At 72.3% G+C, this 19405-nt stretch carries 21 protein-coding genes and 1 riboswitch; of the genes, 11 read left to right on the top strand and 10 right to left on the bottom strand.

The genetic code is table 11. From position 1 onward, the window contains the following. Nucleotides 1–37: 37 nt before the first annotated feature. A riboswitch (cobalamin riboswitch) is annotated at nt 38–171 on the bottom strand. 152 nt (nt 172–323) lie between these two features. From ACFYXC_RS22380 to ACFYXC_RS22370, 3 genes are all read right to left on the bottom strand, one after another. After that, a complete protein-coding gene (locus tag ACFYXC_RS22380; RefSeq protein ID WP_389553785.1) occupies nt 324–545 on the bottom strand; it encodes a hypothetical protein in 222 nt (73 codons plus the stop codon). Nucleotides 546–557: 12 nt separating this feature from the next. Then, nucleotides 558–1811 (bottom strand): anion permease, encoded by a 1254-nt coding sequence (locus ACFYXC_RS22375; protein WP_389553784.1) that lies wholly within the window; start codon nt 1809–1811, stop codon nt 558–560. Between the two features lie 168 nt (nt 1812–1979). Continuing rightward, on the bottom strand, nt 1980–2723 hold the full coding sequence (locus tag ACFYXC_RS22370; protein ID WP_389553783.1) for a lysozyme: 744 nt from the start codon (nt 2721–2723) through the stop codon (nt 1980–1982). 216 nt (nt 2724–2939) lie between these two features. Here ACFYXC_RS22370 and ACFYXC_RS22365 point away from each other — a divergent pair, with 216 nt between their 5' ends. The 3 genes from ACFYXC_RS22365 (at nt 2940) to ACFYXC_RS22355 (ending at nt 6538) form a co-directional block, all read left to right on the top strand. After that, on the top strand, nt 2940–3647 hold the full coding sequence (locus ACFYXC_RS22365) for a class II aldolase/adducin family protein (protein WP_389553782.1): 708 nt from the start codon (nt 2940–2942) through the stop codon (nt 3645–3647). 175 nt (nt 3648–3822) lie between these two features. After that, nucleotides 3823–4956, top strand: a complete 1134-nt coding sequence (locus ACFYXC_RS22360) for an alpha/beta hydrolase family protein (RefSeq protein WP_389553781.1) — start codon at nt 3823–3825, stop codon at nt 4954–4956. 157 nt (nt 4957–5113) lie between these two features. Beyond that, nucleotides 5114–6538 carry a hypothetical protein gene (locus tag ACFYXC_RS22355; RefSeq protein ID WP_389553780.1) on the top strand — a complete coding sequence of 475 codons (1425 nt, stop codon included), beginning with the start codon at nt 5114–5116 and terminating at the stop codon, nt 6536–6538. A 125-nt stretch (nt 6539–6663) separates the two neighbouring features. Here ACFYXC_RS22355 and ACFYXC_RS22350 read toward each other — a convergent pair whose 3' ends face one another. Beyond that, nucleotides 6664–7077: a VOC family protein gene (locus ACFYXC_RS22350; RefSeq protein WP_388915435.1), complete on the bottom strand. Its 414-nt coding sequence runs from the start codon at nt 7075–7077 to the stop codon at nt 6664–6666. 272 nt (nt 7078–7349) lie between these two features. Between ACFYXC_RS22350 and ACFYXC_RS22345 the strand changes: the two genes are divergently transcribed. The 3 genes from ACFYXC_RS22345 to ACFYXC_RS22335 all read left to right on the top strand — a co-directional run bounded on the left by ACFYXC_RS22345 (nt 7350) and on the right by ACFYXC_RS22335 (nt 10454). Then, entirely contained in the window at nt 7350–8948 is a 1599-nt protein-coding gene (locus ACFYXC_RS22345) for an ABC-F family ATP-binding cassette domain-containing protein (protein WP_388915438.1), read from the top strand. A 361-nt stretch (nt 8949–9309) separates the two neighbouring features. Beyond that, nucleotides 9310–9531, top strand: a complete 222-nt coding sequence (locus ACFYXC_RS22340) for a helix-turn-helix domain-containing protein (protein ID WP_055513143.1) — start codon at nt 9310–9312, stop codon at nt 9529–9531. A gap of 131 nt (nt 9532–9662) precedes the next feature. Further along, on the top strand, nt 9663–10454 hold the full coding sequence (locus ACFYXC_RS22335; protein WP_389553779.1) for an enoyl-CoA hydratase/isomerase family protein: 792 nt from the start codon (nt 9663–9665) through the stop codon (nt 10452–10454). Nucleotides 10455–10550: 96 nt separating this feature from the next. Here ACFYXC_RS22335 and ACFYXC_RS22330 read toward each other — a convergent pair whose 3' ends face one another. Further along, the gene (locus tag ACFYXC_RS22330; protein WP_389553778.1) at nt 10551–11279 is read right to left on the bottom strand and encodes a nucleopolyhedrovirus P10 family protein; all 729 of its coding nucleotides are present in this window, start codon (nt 11277–11279) and stop codon (nt 10551–10553) included. A gap of 86 nt (nt 11280–11365) precedes the next feature. Here ACFYXC_RS22330 and ACFYXC_RS22325 point away from each other — a divergent pair, with 86 nt between their 5' ends. From ACFYXC_RS22325 to amaP, 5 genes are all read left to right on the top strand, one after another. After that, entirely contained in the window at nt 11366–11860 is a 495-nt protein-coding gene (locus tag ACFYXC_RS22325; protein ID WP_388915447.1) for an Asp23/Gls24 family envelope stress response protein, read from the top strand. Nucleotides 11861–11932: 72 nt separating this feature from the next. Continuing rightward, nucleotides 11933–12127 (top strand): hypothetical protein, encoded by a 195-nt coding sequence (locus tag ACFYXC_RS22320; protein ID WP_267025688.1) that lies wholly within the window; start codon nt 11933–11935, stop codon nt 12125–12127. A gap of 5 nt (nt 12128–12132) precedes the next feature. Beyond that, complete coding sequence (locus ACFYXC_RS22315) at nt 12133–12525, top strand: Asp23/Gls24 family envelope stress response protein (RefSeq protein WP_388915451.1); 393 nt, start codon at nt 12133–12135, stop codon at nt 12523–12525. Beyond that, nucleotides 12522–13196 (top strand): DUF6286 domain-containing protein, encoded by a 675-nt coding sequence (locus ACFYXC_RS22310; RefSeq protein WP_389553777.1) that lies wholly within the window; start codon nt 12522–12524, stop codon nt 13194–13196. The genes ACFYXC_RS22315 and ACFYXC_RS22310 overlap by 4 nt, the downstream gene beginning before the upstream one ends. A 5-nt stretch (nt 13197–13201) precedes the next feature. Further along, nucleotides 13202–13780, top strand: a complete 579-nt coding sequence (gene amaP / locus ACFYXC_RS22305) for an alkaline shock response membrane anchor protein AmaP (RefSeq protein WP_388915457.1) — start codon at nt 13202–13204, stop codon at nt 13778–13780. Nucleotides 13781–14060: 280 nt separating this feature from the next. On the opposite strand, the gene ACFYXC_RS22300 is transcribed toward amaP, so the two are convergent. The 5 genes from ACFYXC_RS22300 to ACFYXC_RS22280 all read right to left on the bottom strand — a co-directional run bounded on the left by ACFYXC_RS22300 (nt 14061) and on the right by ACFYXC_RS22280 (nt 19173). Then, a complete protein-coding gene (locus tag ACFYXC_RS22300) occupies nt 14061–14816 on the bottom strand; it encodes an SDR family oxidoreductase (protein ID WP_389553776.1) in 756 nt (251 codons plus the stop codon). Nucleotides 14817–14821: 5 nt separating this feature from the next. After that, entirely contained in the window at nt 14822–16732 is a 1911-nt protein-coding gene (locus ACFYXC_RS22295) for a glycoside hydrolase family 15 protein (protein WP_389553775.1), read from the bottom strand. A 297-nt stretch (nt 16733–17029) separates the two neighbouring features. Then, complete coding sequence (locus ACFYXC_RS22290) at nt 17030–17818, bottom strand: SURF1 family protein (RefSeq protein ID WP_389553774.1); 789 nt, start codon at nt 17816–17818, stop codon at nt 17030–17032. 49 nt (nt 17819–17867) lie between these two features. Next, nucleotides 17868–18101 (bottom strand): hypothetical protein, encoded by a 234-nt coding sequence (locus ACFYXC_RS22285; protein ID WP_079103534.1) that lies wholly within the window; start codon nt 18099–18101, stop codon nt 17868–17870. Nucleotides 18102–18180: 79 nt separating this feature from the next. Continuing rightward, nucleotides 18181–19173: a DEDDh family exonuclease gene (locus tag ACFYXC_RS22280; protein WP_389553773.1), complete on the bottom strand. Its 993-nt coding sequence runs from the start codon at nt 19171–19173 to the stop codon at nt 18181–18183. Between the last annotated feature and the right edge of the window lie 232 nt (nt 19174–19405).

The raw sequence follows: 19405 nt of genomic DNA, 5'->3' as shown, positions 1-19405 counted from the left end.
TGGCGATATGTCCTCACTCAGGGTGTCCACGCCCTGGTTCGACGAGACCGACGACGAGAGTTCCTGACTCCCGGGGAAGGGATTCCCCGGTCACAGTGGCGGGACCGCGCCGGATTCACACCGGCTTCCTCTCCTGCCGTCGTACATGGCCCCGGCAGTCCACCACGCCCCGAGAACACCCGTCAACTTGCTGTTGACCTGCGAAGGGAGAGTGTGCTGAGGCCCACATGGAACACGGGACGGCCCCGCCGACCGAGTGGTCGGCGGGGCCGTCCCGTACTGAACGGACGTACTGCGGGGGCCGGACGGACGCGCTGCGGGCGTCAGGCCACGATCAGGTAGATGCCGTAGGCCACGGCTGCCGCGCAGGCCGCGAAGCAGGCGTACGCGCCGGTGACCGCGAGGGCCGCCGAGCCGCCCTGGGCGGTGGCCGTCTCGCGCTTGGAGAGGCCGACGATGCCGAGGGTGAAGAGGCCCACGAGGGCGACGGTGGCGATGAGGCTGACTCCGAACACGGAGCCGAGGGCTGCCCAGTCGATCTTCATGTGGTTCGTTCCTTACACCGTGGCCGGACGGGCCGGCTCGGCGTCCGGGCCCGGGATGGTCGTCATCAGGTCGTCGGGCGCGGTCGCCGTGGCCGCGGTGGTGACCGGGCCCGCGGGGGGCGGGGTGACGGCGGCGATCGCGGCCGTCACGACGCCGGCGGGCACGGGCTCGTCGTTGACGTTGTCGACGGTGACGGGCTGACGGCGGGACAGCGTCCAGATGACCCCGGAGCCGGCGATCAGCAACGCGCCGGTCAGGACGATGCCCCAGGTGCCCTGCTGGGTGAGGAACTCGGCGCCCGCGCCCACCAGTCCGGCGGCGGGCAGCGTGAGGCCCCAGGCGACGAACATGCGCGTCGCGGTCGACCAGCGGACCACACCGCCCTTGCGGCCGAGCCCCGAACCCATCACGGCGCCGGAGCAGGACTGGGTGGTGGAGAGGGAGAAGCCGAGGTGCGAGGAGGCCAGGATGACCGTCGCGGCGCTGGTCTGGGCGGCGAAGCCCTGCGGCGGCGCGAGGTCGGTGAGACCCCTGCCCATGGTGCGGATGATGCGCCAGCCGCCCAGGTAGGTGCCGAGGGCGATGGCGACACCGGCCGAGACGATGACCCACAGGGGCGGGTTCGACCCGGGCGCGAGCACACCGCCGGTGACCAGGGCCAGGGTGATGATGCCCATGGTCTTCTGCGCGTCGTTCGTGCCGTGGGCCAGCGAGACCAGGCCCGCGGAGGTGATCTGGCCCGCGCGGTAGCCCTTCGAGGTCGCCTGCTCACCGGCCCGGTTGCTGATCCGGTACGTCAGCCGGGTGGCGAGCATCGCGGCGAGACCGGCCACCAGGGGCGCGGCGACCGCGGGGATGAGCACCTTGGTGATCACGGTCGAGCCGTTCACCGACGACCAGCCAGCCGACATCACCGCGGCGCCGATCAGGCCGCCGAAGAGCGCGTGGGAGGAACTGGACGGCAGACCCAGGAGCCAGGTCAGCAGATTCCACAGAATGGCGCCGACGAGCGCCGCGAAGATCACTTCGGTGCGGATGCCCTCTTCGTTGATGATGCCGCCGGAGATCGTCTTGGCGACCTCCACGGAGAGGAACGCACCGACGAGGTTCAGCACGGCGGACATGGCCACCGCCGTCTTGGGCTTGAGAGCGCCGGTCGAGATGGTCGTCGCCATCGCGTTGGCAGTGTCGTGGAAACCGTTCGTGAAATCGAACACGAGAGCGGTGACGATCACGATTCCGAGGAGGAGCGTGATGTGTTCCATTTACCCAGGCTTCTGTTGGACGTCAGTGGCAGATGGAACGTAGGCAACCTGGATGAACGGAAAGTGAACTGAGTAGGGCGGTGGGGTGACTCGATCGCGGTGCCGCCCTTCCGCTTGTGTCGAAGTGACGGCCCGCGTCATCGAACAGAGGCGGAATTCGAGGGTCCACTACCCCCTTGCGAAGCTCCGCAGCTGAGACAGGGAGCCGTTGAAGAGATTCTGGTCACCCGGCAGGCTGCCGCTGTCGTCGTACTGCCAGAAGGTCCAGAAGCTCCAGCCGGGCGGCAGCGACCCCGCGGACGCGCTGTAGCGGGCCAGCCACAGCGGATGGTTCGAGCCGAAGGCCGCGCTGTCACCCGTGCACGTCTTCCACCAGTCGTGGTTGGTGTAGATGACGGGCCGCCGGCCGGTCTGCCGCTTCACCTCGGCGCTGAACGCCCTGATCCAGCCGACCATCGCGCCCTTGCTCAGCCCGTAGCACTTCCTCTTCTCGTCGTACGGGTTGTACTCGATGTCCAGCGCGGGCGGCAGCGTCCAGCCGTCCGGCCGCCAGCCCCCTCCGTTGCGCAGGAAGTGGGCGGCCTGTTCCGTACCGGACGACTTGTGCGGCAGGGCGAAGTGGTACGCGCCGCGGATGATGCCCGCGCCGCGCGCGCCGTCGTACTGCTGGGCGAAGTACGGATTGCGGTACGTGTGCGACTCGGTCGCCTTCACATAGACGAACCTGGCGCCCTTGTTCTTCGCGCCCGACCAGTTCACGTTCTTCTGGTGCGAGGACACGTCGTGCCCCTTCGGCTTGCCGGCCGCCGAGGCCGGCACCTCGAGGAGGGCGGTCCCGCCGAGCGCCAGCGTCGCCATGGAAGCGGCGACGAGGCGGGCGCGCCGACGGGACGGTTTGCTACCACGAGCCATATTTCCCCCCGGAATGGCGACATGCACGAAAATCTCCCAGAGGCTACTGGAAGATCCCTGGCGACGCGTCGTCCGCCGGTCAATCACCCGTGCTGACTGATTGATCCCTGTTCACGACCTTTCGGACCTGCGGGTTCCGCCCTACAGTGCCCCCACCCGGACGGAGCAGGGACGGAGTGGCGTCGGAGCGGGGACGGCGGCTGGCAGGATCACCGCATGGCTGAGCAGCGGCGGGACACGGGAGACGGACGGGACGCGGGGGAGCCGGGCGCGCCCCGGCCGGCGCAGGCGCTGCGACAGGCGTGGGACGACCTCGTGGCGACCGCCCGCAGGACGGTCGCCGACGGCCTGGTCGTCGGCACGTCCGGCAACGTGTCCGTGCGGGTCGGCGACACCGTCCTGGTCACACCGACCGGGGTCCCCTACGACCGGCTGACGCCCGACGATCTCTGCGGGGTCTCCCTCGACGGCCGGCGCGTGCTCGGTTCACTCGTTCCGACGAGCGAACTGCCCATGCATCTCGCCGTCTACCGTTCCACCGGCGCGCACGCCGTCGTCCACACGCACGCCGTGCACGCCACCGCCGTCTCGACCCTCGTCACCGAGCTGCCCCTCGTCCACTACATGGCGGCCGCCCTCGGCGGCCCCGTCCGCGTGGCCCCCTACGCCACCTACGGCACGGAGAAGTTGGCCGAGAACATGCTCCTGGCCCTGCGGGACCGCACGGCCTGCCTCCTCCAGAACCACGGCACCCTCGCTCACGGCGACACCCTCGACCAGGCATACGACCGCACGGCCCAGCTCGAATGGATGTGCCGTGTGTGGCTCACCGCGTCGTCCGTCCCGGGCCGCACGCCCACCCTCCTGACCGAGGACCAGGTGGCTCAGGTGGGACAGCGCCTCAAGGGGTACGGCCAGCCGTGACGCCCACAGTGACGGCGTCCGTGACCTCGCCCGTGACGCCGGCAGTGACGGCGGCCATGACACCGACCGGCCGGACGCGCCCGCGCGGCGGCGCAGGATCCACCCCCGGGGCCCCCGTGCCGTCTCCGTCGCCCCTCCACTGGCCGACTGCGAACTCCGTCAGGAGACTGGACCCGTGCTGAAGCCGACGACCGCAGCCCTCACCACCGCCCTGACCGTGGCCGTAGCGGGCGCGGCCGGCATCGCAGCCGGCCGCCTCGCCAGTGACGCCGCCCTGAAGGCGCCGCCGGGCCGCCCCCTGCCCACGGAACCCCGCCTCACCGTGCACGCCACGGCCGCGGGCCAGGTCGCCCTGACCCGCGCCCTCGCCTCCCGGCGCCCGGGCGTCTACGGCCTGAGCGGCGGCGACGGCGGCCACGCCGTGGTCGGCCCGCCCCTGACCGCCGCCCCGCACAGCGCGGACACGGTCGTACGCCGCCTGGAGCGCGTCACCCACGGCACCCTGGAACCCGGCGACAAGGTCCACCTCGTCCCCGGCCTGCACCTCGGCGACCCGGGGGCCGCCCTGGGCCTCGACCACGCCGACGTGGACGTCCCCGGCGAACTGGGCGCCCTGCCCGCCTGGTTCGTGCCCGCCGACCGCGACACCTGGGTGATCACCGTGCACGGCCTCGGCACCACCCGCGAACACCCCATGAACGTCATGGAGTACCTGCACGCCCAGCAGTTCCCCGTCCTCGGCCTCGCCTACCGCGGCGACGCCGGCGCGCCCCGCCCCGCGGACGGCCTCAGCCACCTCGGCGAGAGCGAGTGGCGCGACCTGGACGCGGCCATCCGCTTCGCCGTGCGCCACGGCGCCGAACGCGTCATCCTGCACGGCTGGTCCACCGGCGCCACCATGGCGCTGCGCGCCGCCGAGCACTCCGCGCTGCGCGACCGGATCTCCGGGCTCGTGCTGGACTCGCCGGTCCTCGACTGGGAGACCACCCTGCGCGCCCTCGCCACGGCCCGCCGCACGCCCAGCGCCCTGCTGCCGCTGGCCGTCCGCGCCGCCCAGGGCCGGACGGGCCTGGGCGGCGACCGCGTGGCGGGCACCACCGACCCGGCGCGGCTCAGGGTGCCGGCCCTCGTCCTGCACGGCCCCGACGACACCGTCGCCCCCTGGGGGCCCTCACGCCGCCTCGCGCTGCGCCGCCCCGACCTCGTCACCCTGCACACGGTCCACGGCGCCCCGCACGGCGCCATGTGGAACGCCGACCCGGCCGGTTACGAAGAGGCCCTCCGGCGCTTTCTCACCCCGCTGATGTAGCCACCCGAGGCTCCGGGCCCGGAGCTTCCGTTTAACCCTGTACCAGCGGGCGGGCACCCTTCCGGGGCGCCTGCCGGGGCCGGTCAGGCGGGTGCCCTCGGGGGCCCGTGAGGCATTCCGTTTGGGTTTTCGGACCGTCAACCGGAAGACTGCCCCCGTGACGTCCCGTATCCCGCGCGACTCCAGGCTCCGACTCGTCCGCCCGCGAACCCTGGCCGCCGCCCCCCGAGCGATGACCCAGAGGCCCGCCCGTCGATCCGCACCCCGCCCACCCGAGGGCACACCGGCACCGGCGGAACTCGCCCGCATGGCGCGCGCCGTACTCGCCGGCGCGGCCCGGGTCGCCCGCTGGGCCGACACCGCGCTGAGCCCGGGGCGGGACCGTGACACCGCGGATCCCGACGGCGGTTCCGGGTCCGGGAGCAAAGGCGCACTCTCCGACGAGAGCGCCGAACGCGCGGCCGACGACCTCGGCCTGACCCCGGATCAGGTGCGGGCGGACTGGGACGTCGCCCGGCTCGCGGGTCTCGTCGAGGTGCACGGCGGCACCGCCCGCCCCGGCTGGCGGCTGCGCGCCTGGCACCGCGACGACAGCGCCGTACTGCGCGGCTGGGTCGCCTTCTTCGACGCCTGGTCGATCGCCCATCCCGGCCCCGACGGACACGAGCCCGCCGCCGTCGCCGAGGTCGTCTCGGCGATGCCGCAGGTCCTCTCCTTCCTCCAGCTCTCCGCGGGACCCGTGCCCGTCCCGCAGCTCCTCGACCTGCTGGAGCAGCGCGTCACCGAACTGCGCACCGAACGCTGCGAGATCCCCTACGGGCCGCAGCCCGAACCGGTGTCCGAGCCCAGCCCCGAGGGCACCCCCCTCGCCCCCCTGCTCGACTGGGCGCTGCACGCCCTGGCCGCAGTCGGCGCCCTCACCTGCGGCGACGGCCAGGCCACGCTCACCCCGCTCGGCAGCTGGGCGGTCTGGGTCAAGCTGGAGCAGATCTGCGTGGCCGCGCAGAGCCCCGCCGGGAACATCGAGCAGGGCGCCGAGGACATGCTCCGCGGCTGCGCCCAGCTCCGGCCCAACGCGGCCCGCGCCGAGTACCGCGCCTGGCTCGCCGCCCGCCCCGTCGGCAGCGCCGTCACCGAACTCCTCGCCGCCGCCCGCGGCGAGGACGCCCTGCTGCGCGGCCTCGCCTTCGAGGCGCTGCGCGTGGTCGGCGCCCCCGCCGAGCCGGACGTCCGCGCGGTGGCCGACGAGACGCCCCTGCGCCCGTACGCCCTGCTGTGGCTCGCCGAGCACGACGGGCACGACCCCGAGGACGCCCACCTGGTGCTCACCCGCGAGGAGGCCACCTGGCTGTGGGTCGACACCGCCGCCGCCGTCGCCGACCACGGCGAAGCCCCCCTCCTCGTACGGCACCTGGAGTCCGCGGTGCAGCCGACCGTCCCCCAGCTCCTCGACGAGGTACGGGCGGTCGGCCATCCCCGCACCGTGCAGGTCCTGGTCGCGCTGGCCGCCGCCCACCCCGACCCGGCCCTCGCCAAGGCCGTCCGCCGCGCCGCCTTCCAGGTCCACACCGGAGCGCACTAGACAGCCACACGGCCGCACGGCCGAGGGTCGTAGCCCCGGCGGTCCCGGCGGACCGCTTCGGAGGGAGCAGGCCGGGAGGGCGTGGACCGGGACGGCGCGGACGGGGCAGGTCCACGCGGTACGGGTCAGACTCTGGTCTCCGGGGCGTACGTGCCGAAGCTCCAGATGTTGCCCTCGACGTCCCGGGCCATGTAGTCCCGCGATCCGTAGTCCTGGTCCGTCGGAGGCATCAGGATCTCCGCCCCGTGGTCGACCGCCCGCTGGTGATGCGCGTCCACGTCGTCCACGACGACGTACACCCCGGTGGGTCCCGCGTTCTTCATGGCCTCGTCGAACCGGCTGCCGGTGCCCTTGGAGCCCAGCATCACCGCGCCGTTGCCCTGCACCAGCTCGGCGTGCACCACCTTGCCGTCCTCGTCCTCGTACACCGACGCCTCGGTGAAGCCGAAAGCCTCCGTGAGCTGCTTGATCGCGGACGGCGCGTCCGCGTACAGCAGCGTCGGGCAGATGCTCGGGCGTCCGCTGTCCGTGCCTGCCATGCCCATCACTCCCTCTGGTCCCACGGTCCCGCCCCACTGCCGGAACATCGACTGAATGTGACCTGTCCCACAGTCTCGCACCCGGCACCGACAACGCCCTGCCGGTCGCCGCCGTGGGCCGGGCGGCGGCACCCTCCCGAACGCCCGCACACAGAAAAAGTGGTTGCATCGCCCCGTTAGACTGGGCCGCATGGCCATTCTCCTCGTGCATTAGACGGCGTGAACGTCCGCAACCACCCACCCCGTCGTCAACCCTGCCCAGGAGCCCGTCCGTGATCTCCGCCTCCGGTATCGAGCTGCGTGCCGGTGCCCGCGTCCTCATCGAGTCCGCCACCTTCCGCATCACCAAGGGCGACCGCATCGGTCTGGTCGGCCGCAACGGCGCCGGCAAGACCACGCTCACCAAGGTCCTCGCCGGTGAGGGCACCCCCGCCGCCGGCACCGTCGCCCGTTCCGGCGAGGTCGGCTACCTCCCGCAGGACCCGCGCACCGGCGACCTCGACATGCTGGCCCGCGACCGCGTCCTGTCCGCGCGCGGTCTTGACACCCTGATCCGCAAGATGCGCGAGAACGAACAGCGCATCGCGAACGGCTCGGGCGCCACCCGCGACAAGGCGATGCGCCAGTACGAGCGCCAGGAGACGGAGTTCCTCACCAAGGGCGGATACGCCGCCGAGGCGGAGGCCGCCACCATCGCCGCCGCGCTCAACCTGCCCGACCGGGTGCTCGGCCAGCCCCTCCACACGCTCTCCGGCGGTCAGCGCCGCCGTATCGAGCTGGCCCGCATCCTCTTCTCGGACGCCGACACCCTGCTCCTCGACGAGCCCACGAACCACCTCGACGCCGACTCGATCGTCTGGCTGCGCGACTACCTGAAGACGTACCGCGGCGGCTTCATCGTGATCTCCCACGACGTCGACCTCGTGGAGACCGTCGTCAACAAGGTGTTCTACCTGGACGCCAACCGCGCCCAGATCGACGTCTACAACATGGGCTGGAAGCTCTACCAGCAGCAGCGCGAGGCCGACGAGAAGCGCCGCAAGCGCGAGCGGCAGAACGCCGAGAAGAAGGCCGCCGCCCTGCACACGCAGGCCGACAAGATGCGCGCGAAGGCCACCAAGACCGTCGCCGCGCAGAACATGGCCAAGCGCGCGGACAAACTCCTCGCCGGCCTGGAGGCCGAGCGGAAGTCCGACAAGGTCGCCAAGCTGCGCTTCCCCGACCCGTCCCCGTGCGGCAAGACCCCGCTGATGGCCGAGGGCCTGTCCAAGTCGTACGGCTCCCTGGAGATCTTCACCGACGTCGACCTCGCCATCGACAAGGGCTCACGCGTCGTCATCCTCGGCCTGAACGGCGCCGGCAAGACCACCCTGCTGCGTCTCCTCGGCGGCGCCGAGAAGCCCGACACCGGCCAGGTCATCGAGGGCCACGGCCTCAAGCTCGGCTACTACGCGCAGGAGCACGAGACACTCGACCCGGGGCGCACGGTCCTGGAGAACATGCGCTCCGCCGCCCCCGACCTGGATCTCGTCGAGGTGCGCAAGACGCTCGGCTCGTTCCTGTTCTCCGGTGACGACGTCGACAAGCCGGCCGGTGTCCTCTCCGGTGGTGAGAAGACCCGCCTCGCGCTCGCCACCCTCGTCGTCTCGTCCGCGAACGTCCTCCTCCTCGACGAGCCGACGAACAACCTAGACCCCGCCAGCCGTGAGGAGATCCTCGGCGCGCTGCGCACCTACAAGGGCGCGGTCGTCCTCGTCACCCACGACGAGGGAGCCGTCGAGGCGCTCCAGCCCGAGCGGATCATCCTGCTGCCCGACGGCGTCGAGGACCTGTGGGGGGCCGACTACGCGGACCTGGTGGCCCTCGCCTGAGCGATTCCGGCGATCCGGGTACTTGATCGTTTGACTGATCCACTTCGTATGGATCATTCGGCCGATCCGTGATCCATCATCTGTGTGAGATCTCCTCGTACCGAGGTGTGTCCTACATCGATTTCGCGGCCCGGCCCCTAGTCCCCGGAGGGCTGGCCGCGGCGCGTCGCTGACCTGGAACTTCATCCGCGAACTCGTTCGGCCGTACCGGCGGGCGGTGGATGGAATTCATGATTCCGCTCGTGGTGACGGGCCTGCGCGGCACAAGCTCGTCCCATCGACCTTGCCGAATGGGTGGCCAGGACGCTCATGAGGGGTGATCATGAGAAGTCCAGAGCGCACTTCCGCTGAGGAGGCACGGGTGGCCGAGACTCTGAAGAAGGGCAGCCGGGTAACCGGCGCCGCGCGCGACAAGCTCGCGGCAGACCTGAAGAAGAAGTACGACTCCGGTGCGAGCATCCGAGCGCTGGCCGAGGAGACCGGCCGCTCGTATGGCTTCGTGCACCGGATGCTCAGCGAGTCGGGTGTCACGCTCCGTGGGCGTGGCGGAGCGACGCGGGGCAAGAAGTCCGCGTCGGGCTGACGCCGGGCGGCTACTCGTTCTCGATGGTGGCCACCCGGTCGGTCCCTTGACCGCCCGGGTGGTTACTGTGCAGTCACTTAAGGGTGTGCCCCTACGGCACCCGCTCTGACCGCACCCATCGGAGGCGCCCCATGGCTTCGTTCGACCCGCTGCTCGACAAGGACGGCGTACGGCTCACCGTCGACGACGCGATCGCCACGGTGACGCTCACCAATCCGGCCAAGCGCAACGCGCAGAGCCCCGCTCTGTGGCGGGCGCTGGCCGAGGCGGGCCGTCTCCTGCCGGGCACCGTCCGTGTCGTCGTGCTGCGTGCCGAGGGCAAGTCCTTCTCCGCGGGGCTCGACCGGCAGGCGTTCACGCCCGAGGGGTTCGACGGCGAGCCGTCGTTCATCGACCTCGCGCGTGGTTCCGACGCCGAACTCGACGCGGCCATCGCCGAGTACCAGGAGGGATTCACCTGGTGGCGGCGGAGCGACATCGTGTCCATCGCCGCCGTGCAAGGGCATGCCATCGGGGCCGGCTTCCAGCTCGCCCTCGCCTGTGACCTGCGCGTCGTCGCCGACGACGTGCAGTTCGCCATGCGCGAGACCGGGCTCGGGCTCGTTCCCGACCTCACGGGTACGCATCCGCTGGTGGGGCTCGTCGGGTATGCGCGGGCGCTGGAGATCTGCGCGACGGGGCGGTTCGTGCAGGCGGAGGAGGCGCAGCGCAGTGGGCTCGCCAATATCGCCGTGCCCGTCGCTCAGCTCGACGACACGGTGGGGGAGCTGGCCGCGGCGCTGCTGGCCGCGCCGCGGGATGCGCTGATCGAGACCAAGGGGCTGTTGCAGGGGGCGGTCGGCCGTACGTATGAGGAGCAGCGGGTCGCTGAGCGGGGGGCTCAGGCGCGGCGGCTGCGGGATCTTGCGGGGGTCTCCGACTAGGTCCGGCTGCCGGGTGCGGGTTCGTTGTGGCTGGTCGCGCAGTTCCCCGCGCCCCTGCGGGGCGACCTGGGGGCTGCGGGCCGGGGGCTGCGAGCCCTAGGGGAGCGGGGTGATCGCTGTCACCAGGACCGCTGTCGTCGGGTGGTCGGGGAGGGACTTGGTGACCGTTGCGCGGACGGCTCTTGTCACGTCCAGTGTGCGGTCGGCCGTTTCGGCCACCTCGATCTCCACGCGGACGTGGCGGTGGGGGAGGGCCGCGTCGGTGTGGCGTTCCTCGACCCGCGGCGGGCGGCTCAGGGCCGTCACGCCCGGGACGGAGAGGGCGGCGGCGCTCGCGCGCGACTCGTCCGCCGTGTCGGGTGACGTGTGCGGCTCGGCGGAGGGTACGGCGTCGGCCTCCGCCGGGTCCGGTTCCGGTGGCGGCGGGCCCTCCTCCAGCAGGCCCGTCACCCGTAGGTCCACCTCTGTGACGTCCAGGCCCAGTCGGTGCGCCGCGGCCGAGGCGAGGGCGTCGCGTACGCGGGACGCGGTCGCGGGCAGGGGCTCGGTGGGCGTGGCCGCGAACTCCGCGGTGATGCGCAGCGGGCCCGGCCGAAGGGCGCTCGGCGGTGCCGGGACGACCGGCTCGGACGCGCCGTCCGGGTCGACGAGAGACAGGCGCACAGCGCCCAGGCGCACGTACGGCACCTGGCGTACCGCGCGGCGCAGCACCCGGACGGCCGCCGCCTCCGTGATCCATGCCCCGTCACCCGAACCGCCCAACGGCAGCAGCCTGCCGAGGCCGAGCTGTTGCCGTACCGCCTGCGTCCATCGGTCCGCTGTCATCGTCCCACCCTGCCGCATCCCCGGCGCGCGACCCGGCAACCCGCCTTAATGTGGGCGAAGAGGCCAACCGAAAGGGATGTACGGCGATGAGTGACATGACCGAGCGGAAGCGGCCGGAGAGCCCCGAGGCCGAGCGGCCGGACCAGCAGCAGCTCCGGAAACCCGGTGCGTCCAGACGTGGCGGCGGCGATCCGTCGAGCCGGGGGCGAACCACCATCGCGGACGGAGTCGTCGAGAAGATCGCCGGGCTCGCCGCCCGCGACGTCGTCGGCGTGCACGCCATGGGCAGCGGGATCTCGCGGACCTTCGGCGCCGTGCGCGACCGGGTACCGGGCGGTGGCACGAAGTCCGTCACCCGTGGCGTCAAGGCCGAGGTCGGTGAGGTGCAGACCGCACTCGACCTGGAGATCGTCGTCGAGTACGGCGTGTCCATCGCCGACGTCGCCAGTGACGTACGGGAGAACGTCATCGCGGCCGTCGAGCGCATGACGGGTCTCGAGGTCGTCGAGGTCAACATCGCGGTCAGCGACGTCAAGCTGCCGGAGGAAGAGGACGAGGAACCGGAGAGCCGGCTCCAGTGACGCCGCACGCCGCACCGATGCCCGTCCGGGCATGTGGAGCGACCCGCCGAGTGATGTGTTGAGGAGCGCACCATGAGCATGGCCGTGATCGGCATGATCGCCGGAATGGCGCTGGGATTCGCCGGGTACTTCGGCGGGTTCGGCGCCTTCCTCCTGGTGGCGGCGCTGGGCGCCATCGGGTTCGTGGTGGGCCGCTTCCTGGAAGGGGACCTTGATCCCGGTGACTTCTTCCGCTCCCGCGGCAGCCGCGACGACCGCCGGCGGTGACGCACGTGTCCGATGAGCCCGCCGGAACCGACGGCGACGTCCGGCCCGCCCGTTCCCCCCGCGTCGTCGCGCCCGGCGGGCGCGGTGCCACCAGGATCGCCGACCGGGTCGTCGCGAAGATCGCCGGGCAGGCGGCGCGCGAGGCGCTCGACGCGCTGCCCCCCGACGCGGCGCCCCCGCACGCCACGGTCGTCGTGCACCACGACGTGGCCCGCGTCCGGGTCGGCGTCGAACTCGGCTACCCCTGCGACATCGGCGGCCGGTGCGGTGCCGTGCGTCGCCAAGTCGCCCAGCGGGTAGAGGCGTTGGCGGGGATGAAAGTACCCGAGGTGGCCGTCCGGGTGGAGCGGCTGCACTTCGTTCAGCCGCGCGGCGCGGTACAGGGGAGGACGCAATGAGCGAGCCCCAGGGCTTGGACAGCACCCGACACCTGCCCGTCATCGACAGGACCGCCGAGGGCGAACCCGGCCGGTCCGCCTCCGCCACGGAGTACACGGCGCTGCCGACCCTCGACGACGCCGAGGACGGCAGCGGCCGGTTCTGGTCGGCCCGCAGGGTCCCCGCGGCGGTCCTCGCGCTGCTGGTCCTGGCCGCGGCGGGTCTCCTGCTGTACGACGTCGTCGCCGTGCGCATCGACCGGCCCGCCCTGCACTGGCGCGGGTCCCTGGCCCGTGAACTCGCCGAGCGGCCCCTCGACGACACCTGGGTGCTCGTCGGCGCCGGGGTCGCGGCGGCCCTGGGTCTGTGGCTGCTCGTCCTCGCCGCGACCCCGGGACTGCGCGACGTCCTGCCGATGCGGCGCCCCCACCCCGACGTACGGGCCGGACTGCACCGGGACGCCGCCGCCCAGGTGCTCCGCGACCGGGCCATGGAGGTGTCCGGCGTGCAGTCGGTCCGGATCCGGATGAAGCGCAGGAAGGCGGACGTCCGCGCGGTCTCGCACTTCCGTGAACTCGACGACGTACGGGCCGACCTGGACGCCGCGCTCGCCGACGGCGTCAGGGGGCTCGGCCTGGCCCGGCGGCCCTCGCTGTCGGTGCACGTCGCCCGGCCGGGCCGGAAGGGGTGAGCGCCGTGCTGAAGACCGTGAACCGCGTCCTGCTGGGTCTCGCGGGCCTGTGCCTGCTCGTGCTCGGCGGTTCGGTGCTCGCCGTCGGTCTCGGTGTGGACCCGCCCTCGTGGTGGATCCACGACGGGCGGCACGACGTGCTGCTGAGCGACGCCGACCGGACGCGGTGGCGGGACGACCGCTGGTGGTGGCCGGCCGTCATCGCCGTACTCGCGGCCGCCGTGCTGCTCGCCCTGGGGTGGCTGGCGGCGGTCCTGCGGAGGCGCCGGCTCGCCGAGGTGCTGGTCGACACCGGCGACGGCGAGGGCGCGCTGCTGCGGGGGCAGGCCCTGGAGGGCGTACTGGCCGAGGAGGCGGGCGCGTTGGACGGAGTGCGGGGTGCGCGGGCGGCACTCACCGGTCGGCGCGGGGCTCCGGAGGCGCGGGTCCGCCTGGTGCTGGAACCGCACGCCGTTCCCGGCGACACCCTCGACCGCCTGGCAGCGGAGTCACTGACCCACGCGAGGGACTCGGCCGGCCTGGCGTCCCTCCCGACGGAGGTACACCTAAGAGGAGCCAAACACGCCCCGGAACGGGTCACTTGAGCCACACCCGCACACCGGCCTTGCTTTTCAGGGGCGCAGGCTCGTTCAGGGGTACGGGCGACTGCGCACCCGGTCCGACCGGCCTCGCTCTTGAGGGGCGCGGGGAACTGCGCGACCAGCCCCCGCCGGCCCGCTCGTCAAGGGCACGGGCAACCGCGCACCCGGTCCGACCGGCCTCGCTTTTCAGGGGCGCGGGGAACTGCGCGACCAGCCCCCACCGGCCCGCAGACACAGGACAGCCAGTCCGCTCCGAACCGAACCCCGCGGAACGGAACCGCGTTCAGAAGCCGCGCCGCGCACCCCCGTCGACGGGCACCATGACCCCGGTCAGATAAGAGGCCGCAGGCGACAACAGGAACGCCGCAGTCCGCCCGAACTCCTCCGGCGTCCCATACCGCCGCAACGGAATCCGCGCCTCGTTGGCAGCCCGCGCGGCGGCAGGATCAGCCGCATAGCCGTCCAGCTCGCGCACGCGGTCGGTGTCGATCCGCGCCGGCAGCACCCCGACCACCCGGATCCCCCGCGGCCCGACCTCGTCGGAGAGCGACTTCGCGAACCCGGCGAGCCCGGGCCGCAGACCGTTGGAGATGGTCAGCCCCGCGATCGGCTCGTGCACCGACCCGGAGAGCACGAAACCGATGACCCCGCCCTCGCCCAGTTCGGCGGCGGCCGCGCGGGCCAGCCGGACCGCGCCGAGGAAGACGGAGTCGAACGCCGACCGCCACTGCTCGTCCGTGTTGTCGGCGACGGAGCCCGGGGCCGGGCCGCCCACGCTGATCAGGATGCCGTCGAAGCCGCCGAAGTGCTCGCGGGCGGCCGCGATCAGAGTCGCCGGCGCCGCGGCGTCGGCGTTGTCCACGGCGACACCGCGCGCGTTCGGGCCGAGCGCCGCCGCGGCCTCGCCCACCGTCTTCTCGTCGCGCCCGGTGATGACGACCTTCGCGCCGTCGCCCACGAGTTCACGCGCGGAGGCGTGACCCAGGCCGCGCGTTGCTCCGGTGACGACGTAGACGCGGTCCTTCAGTCCAAGATCCATGGTTCCTATCCTGCCCCGTCGCCCGCCTCGTCCGCATCGGGCACTCCAGCCTTTCCCGCACCGTCGAACAGCGCGAGGGCGGTCCCCACCAGACCGATGTGACTGAACGCCTGCGGGAAGTTGCCGAGCTGGTGCCCGGCCACCGGGTCGTACTCCTCCGCCAGCAGCCCCACGTCGTTGCTGAGCGCGACGAGCCGCTCGAACAGGTCGAGGGCCTCGTCCGTACGGCCTGTCAGGTGCAGCGCGTCCGCGAGCCAGAACGAGCAGACGAGGAACGCCCCCTCCCCGCCGGGCAGCCCGTCGACCTCCTCCAGACCGGAGCCGCGCGCCTCCGGACCGGCCGCGTCCGCGTTCGCGTTCGCGTTCGCGCGAGCCGACCGTTCCGGGCCGGCCCCGTCGGGGGCCGCGTCGTACCGGTGGACGAAACCGTCGCGAACGAGTTCCGCGCGCACCGCGTCGACCGTGCCGACCACCCGTGGATCGTCCGGCGGCAGGAAGCCGAGGCGGGGGATGAGCAGCAGGGCGGCGTCCAGTTCACGGGAGCCGTAGGACTGCGTGAACGTGTTCCGCTCCGGGTCGTAGCCGCGCTCGCACACCTCGCGGTGCACCTCGTCGCGCATCGCGCGCCACTTGTCGACGTCGCCGTCCAGCTCGGGGTTCTCCTCCAGGGTGCGCACCGTGCGGTCGGCGGCCACCCAGGTCATCAGCTTCGAGTGCACGAAGTGCCGGCGCTGCCCTCGCACCTCCCACAGCCCCTCGTCCGGCTTGCGCCACGCCGAGTGCAGGAAGTCCATCAGGGCCTGGTGCAGCCGCCACATGTCCGGTTCGGCCGGCAGTCCCGCGTGTTGCGCCAGCGTGAGCGAGTCGATCACCTCGCCGTACACGTCGAGCTGCAACTGCTGTACGGCGTCGTTGCCGATCCGCACCGGCGCCGAGCCGCGGAAGCCGGGCAGCCACGGCAGCTCGTACTCGGGGATCCGCCGCTCGCCCGCCAGGCCGTACATGATCTGCAGGTCCGCCGGATCGCCCGCGACGGCGCGCAGCAGCCAGTTGCGCCATGCCTCCGCCTCCTCCTGGTAGCCGCACGCGAGCAGCGCGCCCAGGGTGAGGGTGGAGTCGCGCAGCCAGCAGTAGCGGTAGTCCCAGTTGCGGACACCGCCGATCTCCTCGGGCAGCGAGGTCGTGGGGGCGGCGACGATACCGCCGCTCGGCGCGTACGTGAGGGCCTTGAGGGTGATCAGGGAACGCACGACCGCGTCGCGGTGCGGCCCGTCGTAACGGCAGCGGGCCGCCCATGCCTGCCAGTCCTCGACGCTGTGGGTGAGCGCCTCGAAGGGGTCGACGAGCTCGGGGCGCGGCTCGTGCGAGGGGTGCCAGGTCAGGACGAAGGCGACCCGCTCGCCCTCGGCGACCGTGAACTCCGCGTGCGTCCCGAAGTCCTCACCCCAGCTGTGCACCTCGGGTTCGCTGCGCAGCCACACCGAGTCCGGGCCCGCCACGGCCACCCGGTGGCCGTCCGACCTGCGGACCCAGGGGATGACCGAGCCGTAGTCGAAGCGCAGCCGCAGGGTGCTGCGGACGGTCACCCGGCCCTTGAGGCCCTCGACGATCCGGACGACATCGGGTGCGCGGTCGCGCTGCGGCATCAGGTCGGTGACCCGTATGGAGCCCTCCTCGGTGTCCCACTCCGTGTCGAGCACGAGCGTGTCGGGGCGGTACGCGCGGCGCGTGCAGGTGCCCGCACCCTTCGGCGCCATCCGCCAGTGTCCGTTGCCCTCTTCCCCGAGCAGTTTCGCGAAGCATGCCGCCGAGTCGAAGCGGGGCAGGCAGAGCCAGTCGATCGAACCGTTCCGGCCGACCAGGGCGGCGGTCTGGTGATCGCCGATCAGGGCGTAGTCCTCGATGGATGGGTGCACGTGTGCCGCTTTCCCTTGGCATCCGGCGATCAATCCCGGGGGATTGTTCTGCCGGCTGCGTTTGCCCTTGCCGGGCGGGGTGTGGGGTGGGGGCGGGGCGGTTGGGGCTGGTTGCGCAGTTCCCCGCGCCCCTGAGGGGGTCGGGGGCGAGGGGCGTGTGCGGGCCGGCGGGGGCTTGTCGCGCAGTTCCCCGCGCCCCTGGGGGGTGGGCCGGGGGCCTGTGTGTCGGGTGCGGGTGGGGTGTGGCTGGGCGCGCAGTTCCTCGCGCCCCTTATGGGGCCGGGGGTGTCGCGGGGCTCAGACCGTGGCTGGTTCTGTTGGGGTGGGCTCCGTGTCGGCGGTCTCCTGGCGGTCCCGGTGTTCGCGGCGGACCAGGACCGCCCAGCCCACGGGGACGCCCGCGGCGAAGAGCCACCACTGGATCGCGTACGCCATGTGGGGGCCGATGCCGCTGTGGTCGGGCTCGGCGATCAGTTCGGGCGTGTCGCCCTTCGGTTCCGGCGCGGTCAGCGCGACATAGCCGCCGAGGACCCGCTTGCCGAGGGCCTTCGCCTGCTGCTCGCTGTTGATCAGCATGACCATGCGGTCCGGCAGGCCCCGGACGTCCTTGATGCCGCTGTCGGCGGTCGTCTCGTCGGCCATCAGCCGGCCGGTGACGGTGAGCTCGCCCTTCGCCGGCGCGGGGATCTTCGGGAACTCGGTCTGCGCGCCGGCCGCCGGGATCCAGCCGCGGTTGACGAGCAGGACGCGTCCGTCCTTCAGGACGAACGGGGTCAGTACGTGGAAGCCGACCTCCTCGTCGGAGTTGGTGCGGCGGCGCACCACGACCTCGTCGCCGGTGTCGAAGGTGCCCGTCGCGGTCACCCTGCGGTACAGGTCCTGGTGCGCGACCTTCCGGCCCGGCCCGGTGAGCGACTCGGCGGGGACCGGCTTCGCGGCCAGGGAGTCGGAGATCACCCGGTTCAGGGCGACCTTGTGCTCGTGCCGGTGCAGCTGCCAGAAGCCCAGCTCGATCATCGTCGGGATGAGCGCGAGCGTGATGAGGGTGAGGATCACCCACTGCCGGGACAACAGGAAGCGGTACACCCCACGACCGTACAACCGGGGCGTGGGGTGCGTTCGGTCGGGTACCGGGTCAGACCCTGTCGATGATCCCCACCTTTCCCTCCGCCCGGGCGCAGTGGGCGCCGCAGTACCAGTGCCCCTCGACCTCGACGCCCTGTCCGATGATCTGGACGCGGCAGTGCTCGCACAGGGGTGCCATGCGGTGGATCGCGCAGGAGAAGCAGTCGAAGACGTGCACCGCCCCCTGCGCGTGCACCTCGAAGGTCATTCCGTAACTGTTGCCGCAAACCTCACATGTCGCCATGCGCCACAGGGTGGGCCGTCACCGCCGCCCGGGCGAGCGGGCTCCGGGCGAGTCGCCCGGCAATCACCCGTCCGTACGGTCACCGCGGCGAAGCCGGCTCCACATTGCCGAGGAGCTGTCCGAAGGCCGCCTCGTCGACGACCGGGGTGCCGAACTGGCGCGCCTTGACCACCTTGGACGTACCGGAGTCCGGGTCGTTCGTGACGAGCAGGCTGGTCAGCCGGGACAGGCTCGTCGCGACATGCAGCCCGGCCTCGACGGCGCGGTCCTCCAGGAGGTCGCGCTCGATCGAGGTGTCCCCGGAGAACGCGATACGCATGCCCTGTTTGAGCTGCTTGCCCGGCTCGTACCGGCCCGGGTTCGGGTACGGGCAGGCGGGACGCTTGCGCGAGGGCCGCCAACTCCCCGACGGGTAGCCACCGGACGCGGGGCCGGCCTGCCGCCCGATGCGCGGCGTCGCGCGGTCCGTCCACTCCGTCAGCGGCAGGCACTCCAGCAGGGGAAGCCGTACGCCGTCACGCGCGGCGGCCAGCAGACTGGGGCGGAACGCCTCGGCGAGCACGCGCGCGTCGTCCAGCGCGTGGTGCGCGCGCTGCTGCACGACGCCGAAGTGCGCGGCCAGCGACTCCAGCTTGTGGTTGGCCAGCGGCAGGCGCAGTTCCTTCGACAGCGCGATGGTGCACAGCCGCTGACGGACCGGCACCTCGCGCCGGGCGCGCGCGTACTCCCGGGCGATCATCGACCAGTCGAAGACCGCGTTGTGCGCCACGAGCACGCGGCCCTCCAGCCGGGACGCGAACTCCTCGGCGATGTCCGGGAACAGGGGCGCCCCTTCGAGCACGTCGCTCGTCAGCCCGTGGATCCACACCGGGCCCGGGTCCCGCTCCGGGTTGACCAGCGTGTACCAGTGGTCCTCGACCTCGCCGCGCGCGTCCAGCCGGTAGACCGCGGCCGACACTATGCGGTCGTCGCGGGCCAGTCCGGTGGTCTCCACGTCGACGACCGCGTATCCCTGTGGATAGGCGGCCGGCCACGGGGCGGCGGACGGTGCGGTCTGACGGTCTTCGAGCATGGTCACTGAGGATAAGGGGCGCGACTGACAGTCCTGTCCCCGGAGTCGGCACCCGGGAAGGGCCGGACGTCCGACTGTCCGTCACGAGCCGCCGCCGGCACACCTGTCACCAGTGCCTTCGCCGGGCGGGTGCGGAGTTCGTTCGAAACTCCCCCTGGGCGTGCGGTCGTTCGCGGTCACTGTGAACCGCGACGGATCCGGTGCGCGCGCCCCCGGTAATACTTGTGGGTAA

The organism is Streptomyces sp. NPDC002701, from assembly GCF_042889045.1.
In the GTDB taxonomy this organism is placed as follows: domain Bacteria; phylum Actinomycetota; class Actinomycetes; order Streptomycetales; family Streptomycetaceae; genus Streptomyces.
This window is presented reverse-complemented; position numbering and strand designations above follow the sequence as displayed.

Bases quoted from the DNA above. Each gene is read 5' to 3' on its own strand.
- ACFYXC_RS22380 (WP_389553785.1), bottom strand. From the start codon at position 545: ATGAAGATCGACTGGGCAGCCCTCGGCTCCGTGTTCGGAGTCAGCCTC.
- ACFYXC_RS22375 (WP_389553784.1), bottom strand. From the start codon at position 1,811: ATGGAACACATCACGCTCCTCCTCGGAATCGTGATCGTCACCGCTCTC.
- ACFYXC_RS22370 (WP_389553783.1), bottom strand. From the start codon at position 2,723: ATGGCTCGTGGTAGCAAACCGTCCCGTCGGCGCGCCCGCCTCGTCGCC.
- ACFYXC_RS22365 (WP_389553782.1), top strand. From the start codon at position 2,940: ATGGCTGAGCAGCGGCGGGACACGGGAGACGGACGGGACGCGGGGGAG.
- ACFYXC_RS22350 (WP_388915435.1), bottom strand. From the start codon at position 7,077: ATGGCAGGCACGGACAGCGGACGCCCGAGCATCTGCCCGACGCTGCTG.
- ACFYXC_RS22335 (WP_389553779.1), top strand. From the start codon at position 9,663: ATGGCTTCGTTCGACCCGCTGCTCGACAAGGACGGCGTACGGCTCACC.
- ACFYXC_RS22330 (WP_389553778.1), bottom strand. From the start codon at position 11,279: ATGACAGCGGACCGATGGACGCAGGCGGTACGGCAACAGCTCGGCCTC.
- ACFYXC_RS22325 (WP_388915447.1), top strand. From the start codon at position 11,366: ATGAGTGACATGACCGAGCGGAAGCGGCCGGAGAGCCCCGAGGCCGAG.
- ACFYXC_RS22320 (WP_267025688.1), top strand. From the start codon at position 11,933: ATGAGCATGGCCGTGATCGGCATGATCGCCGGAATGGCGCTGGGATTC.
- ACFYXC_RS22310 (WP_389553777.1), top strand. From the start codon at position 12,522: ATGAGCGAGCCCCAGGGCTTGGACAGCACCCGACACCTGCCCGTCATC.
- ACFYXC_RS22300 (WP_389553776.1), bottom strand. From the start codon at position 14,816: ATGGATCTTGGACTGAAGGACCGCGTCTACGTCGTCACCGGAGCAACG.
- ACFYXC_RS22285 (WP_079103534.1), bottom strand. From the start codon at position 18,101: ATGGCGACATGTGAGGTTTGCGGCAACAGTTACGGAATGACCTTCGAG.
- ACFYXC_RS22280 (WP_389553773.1), bottom strand. From the start codon at position 19,173: ATGCTCGAAGACCGTCAGACCGCACCGTCCGCCGCCCCGTGGCCGGCC.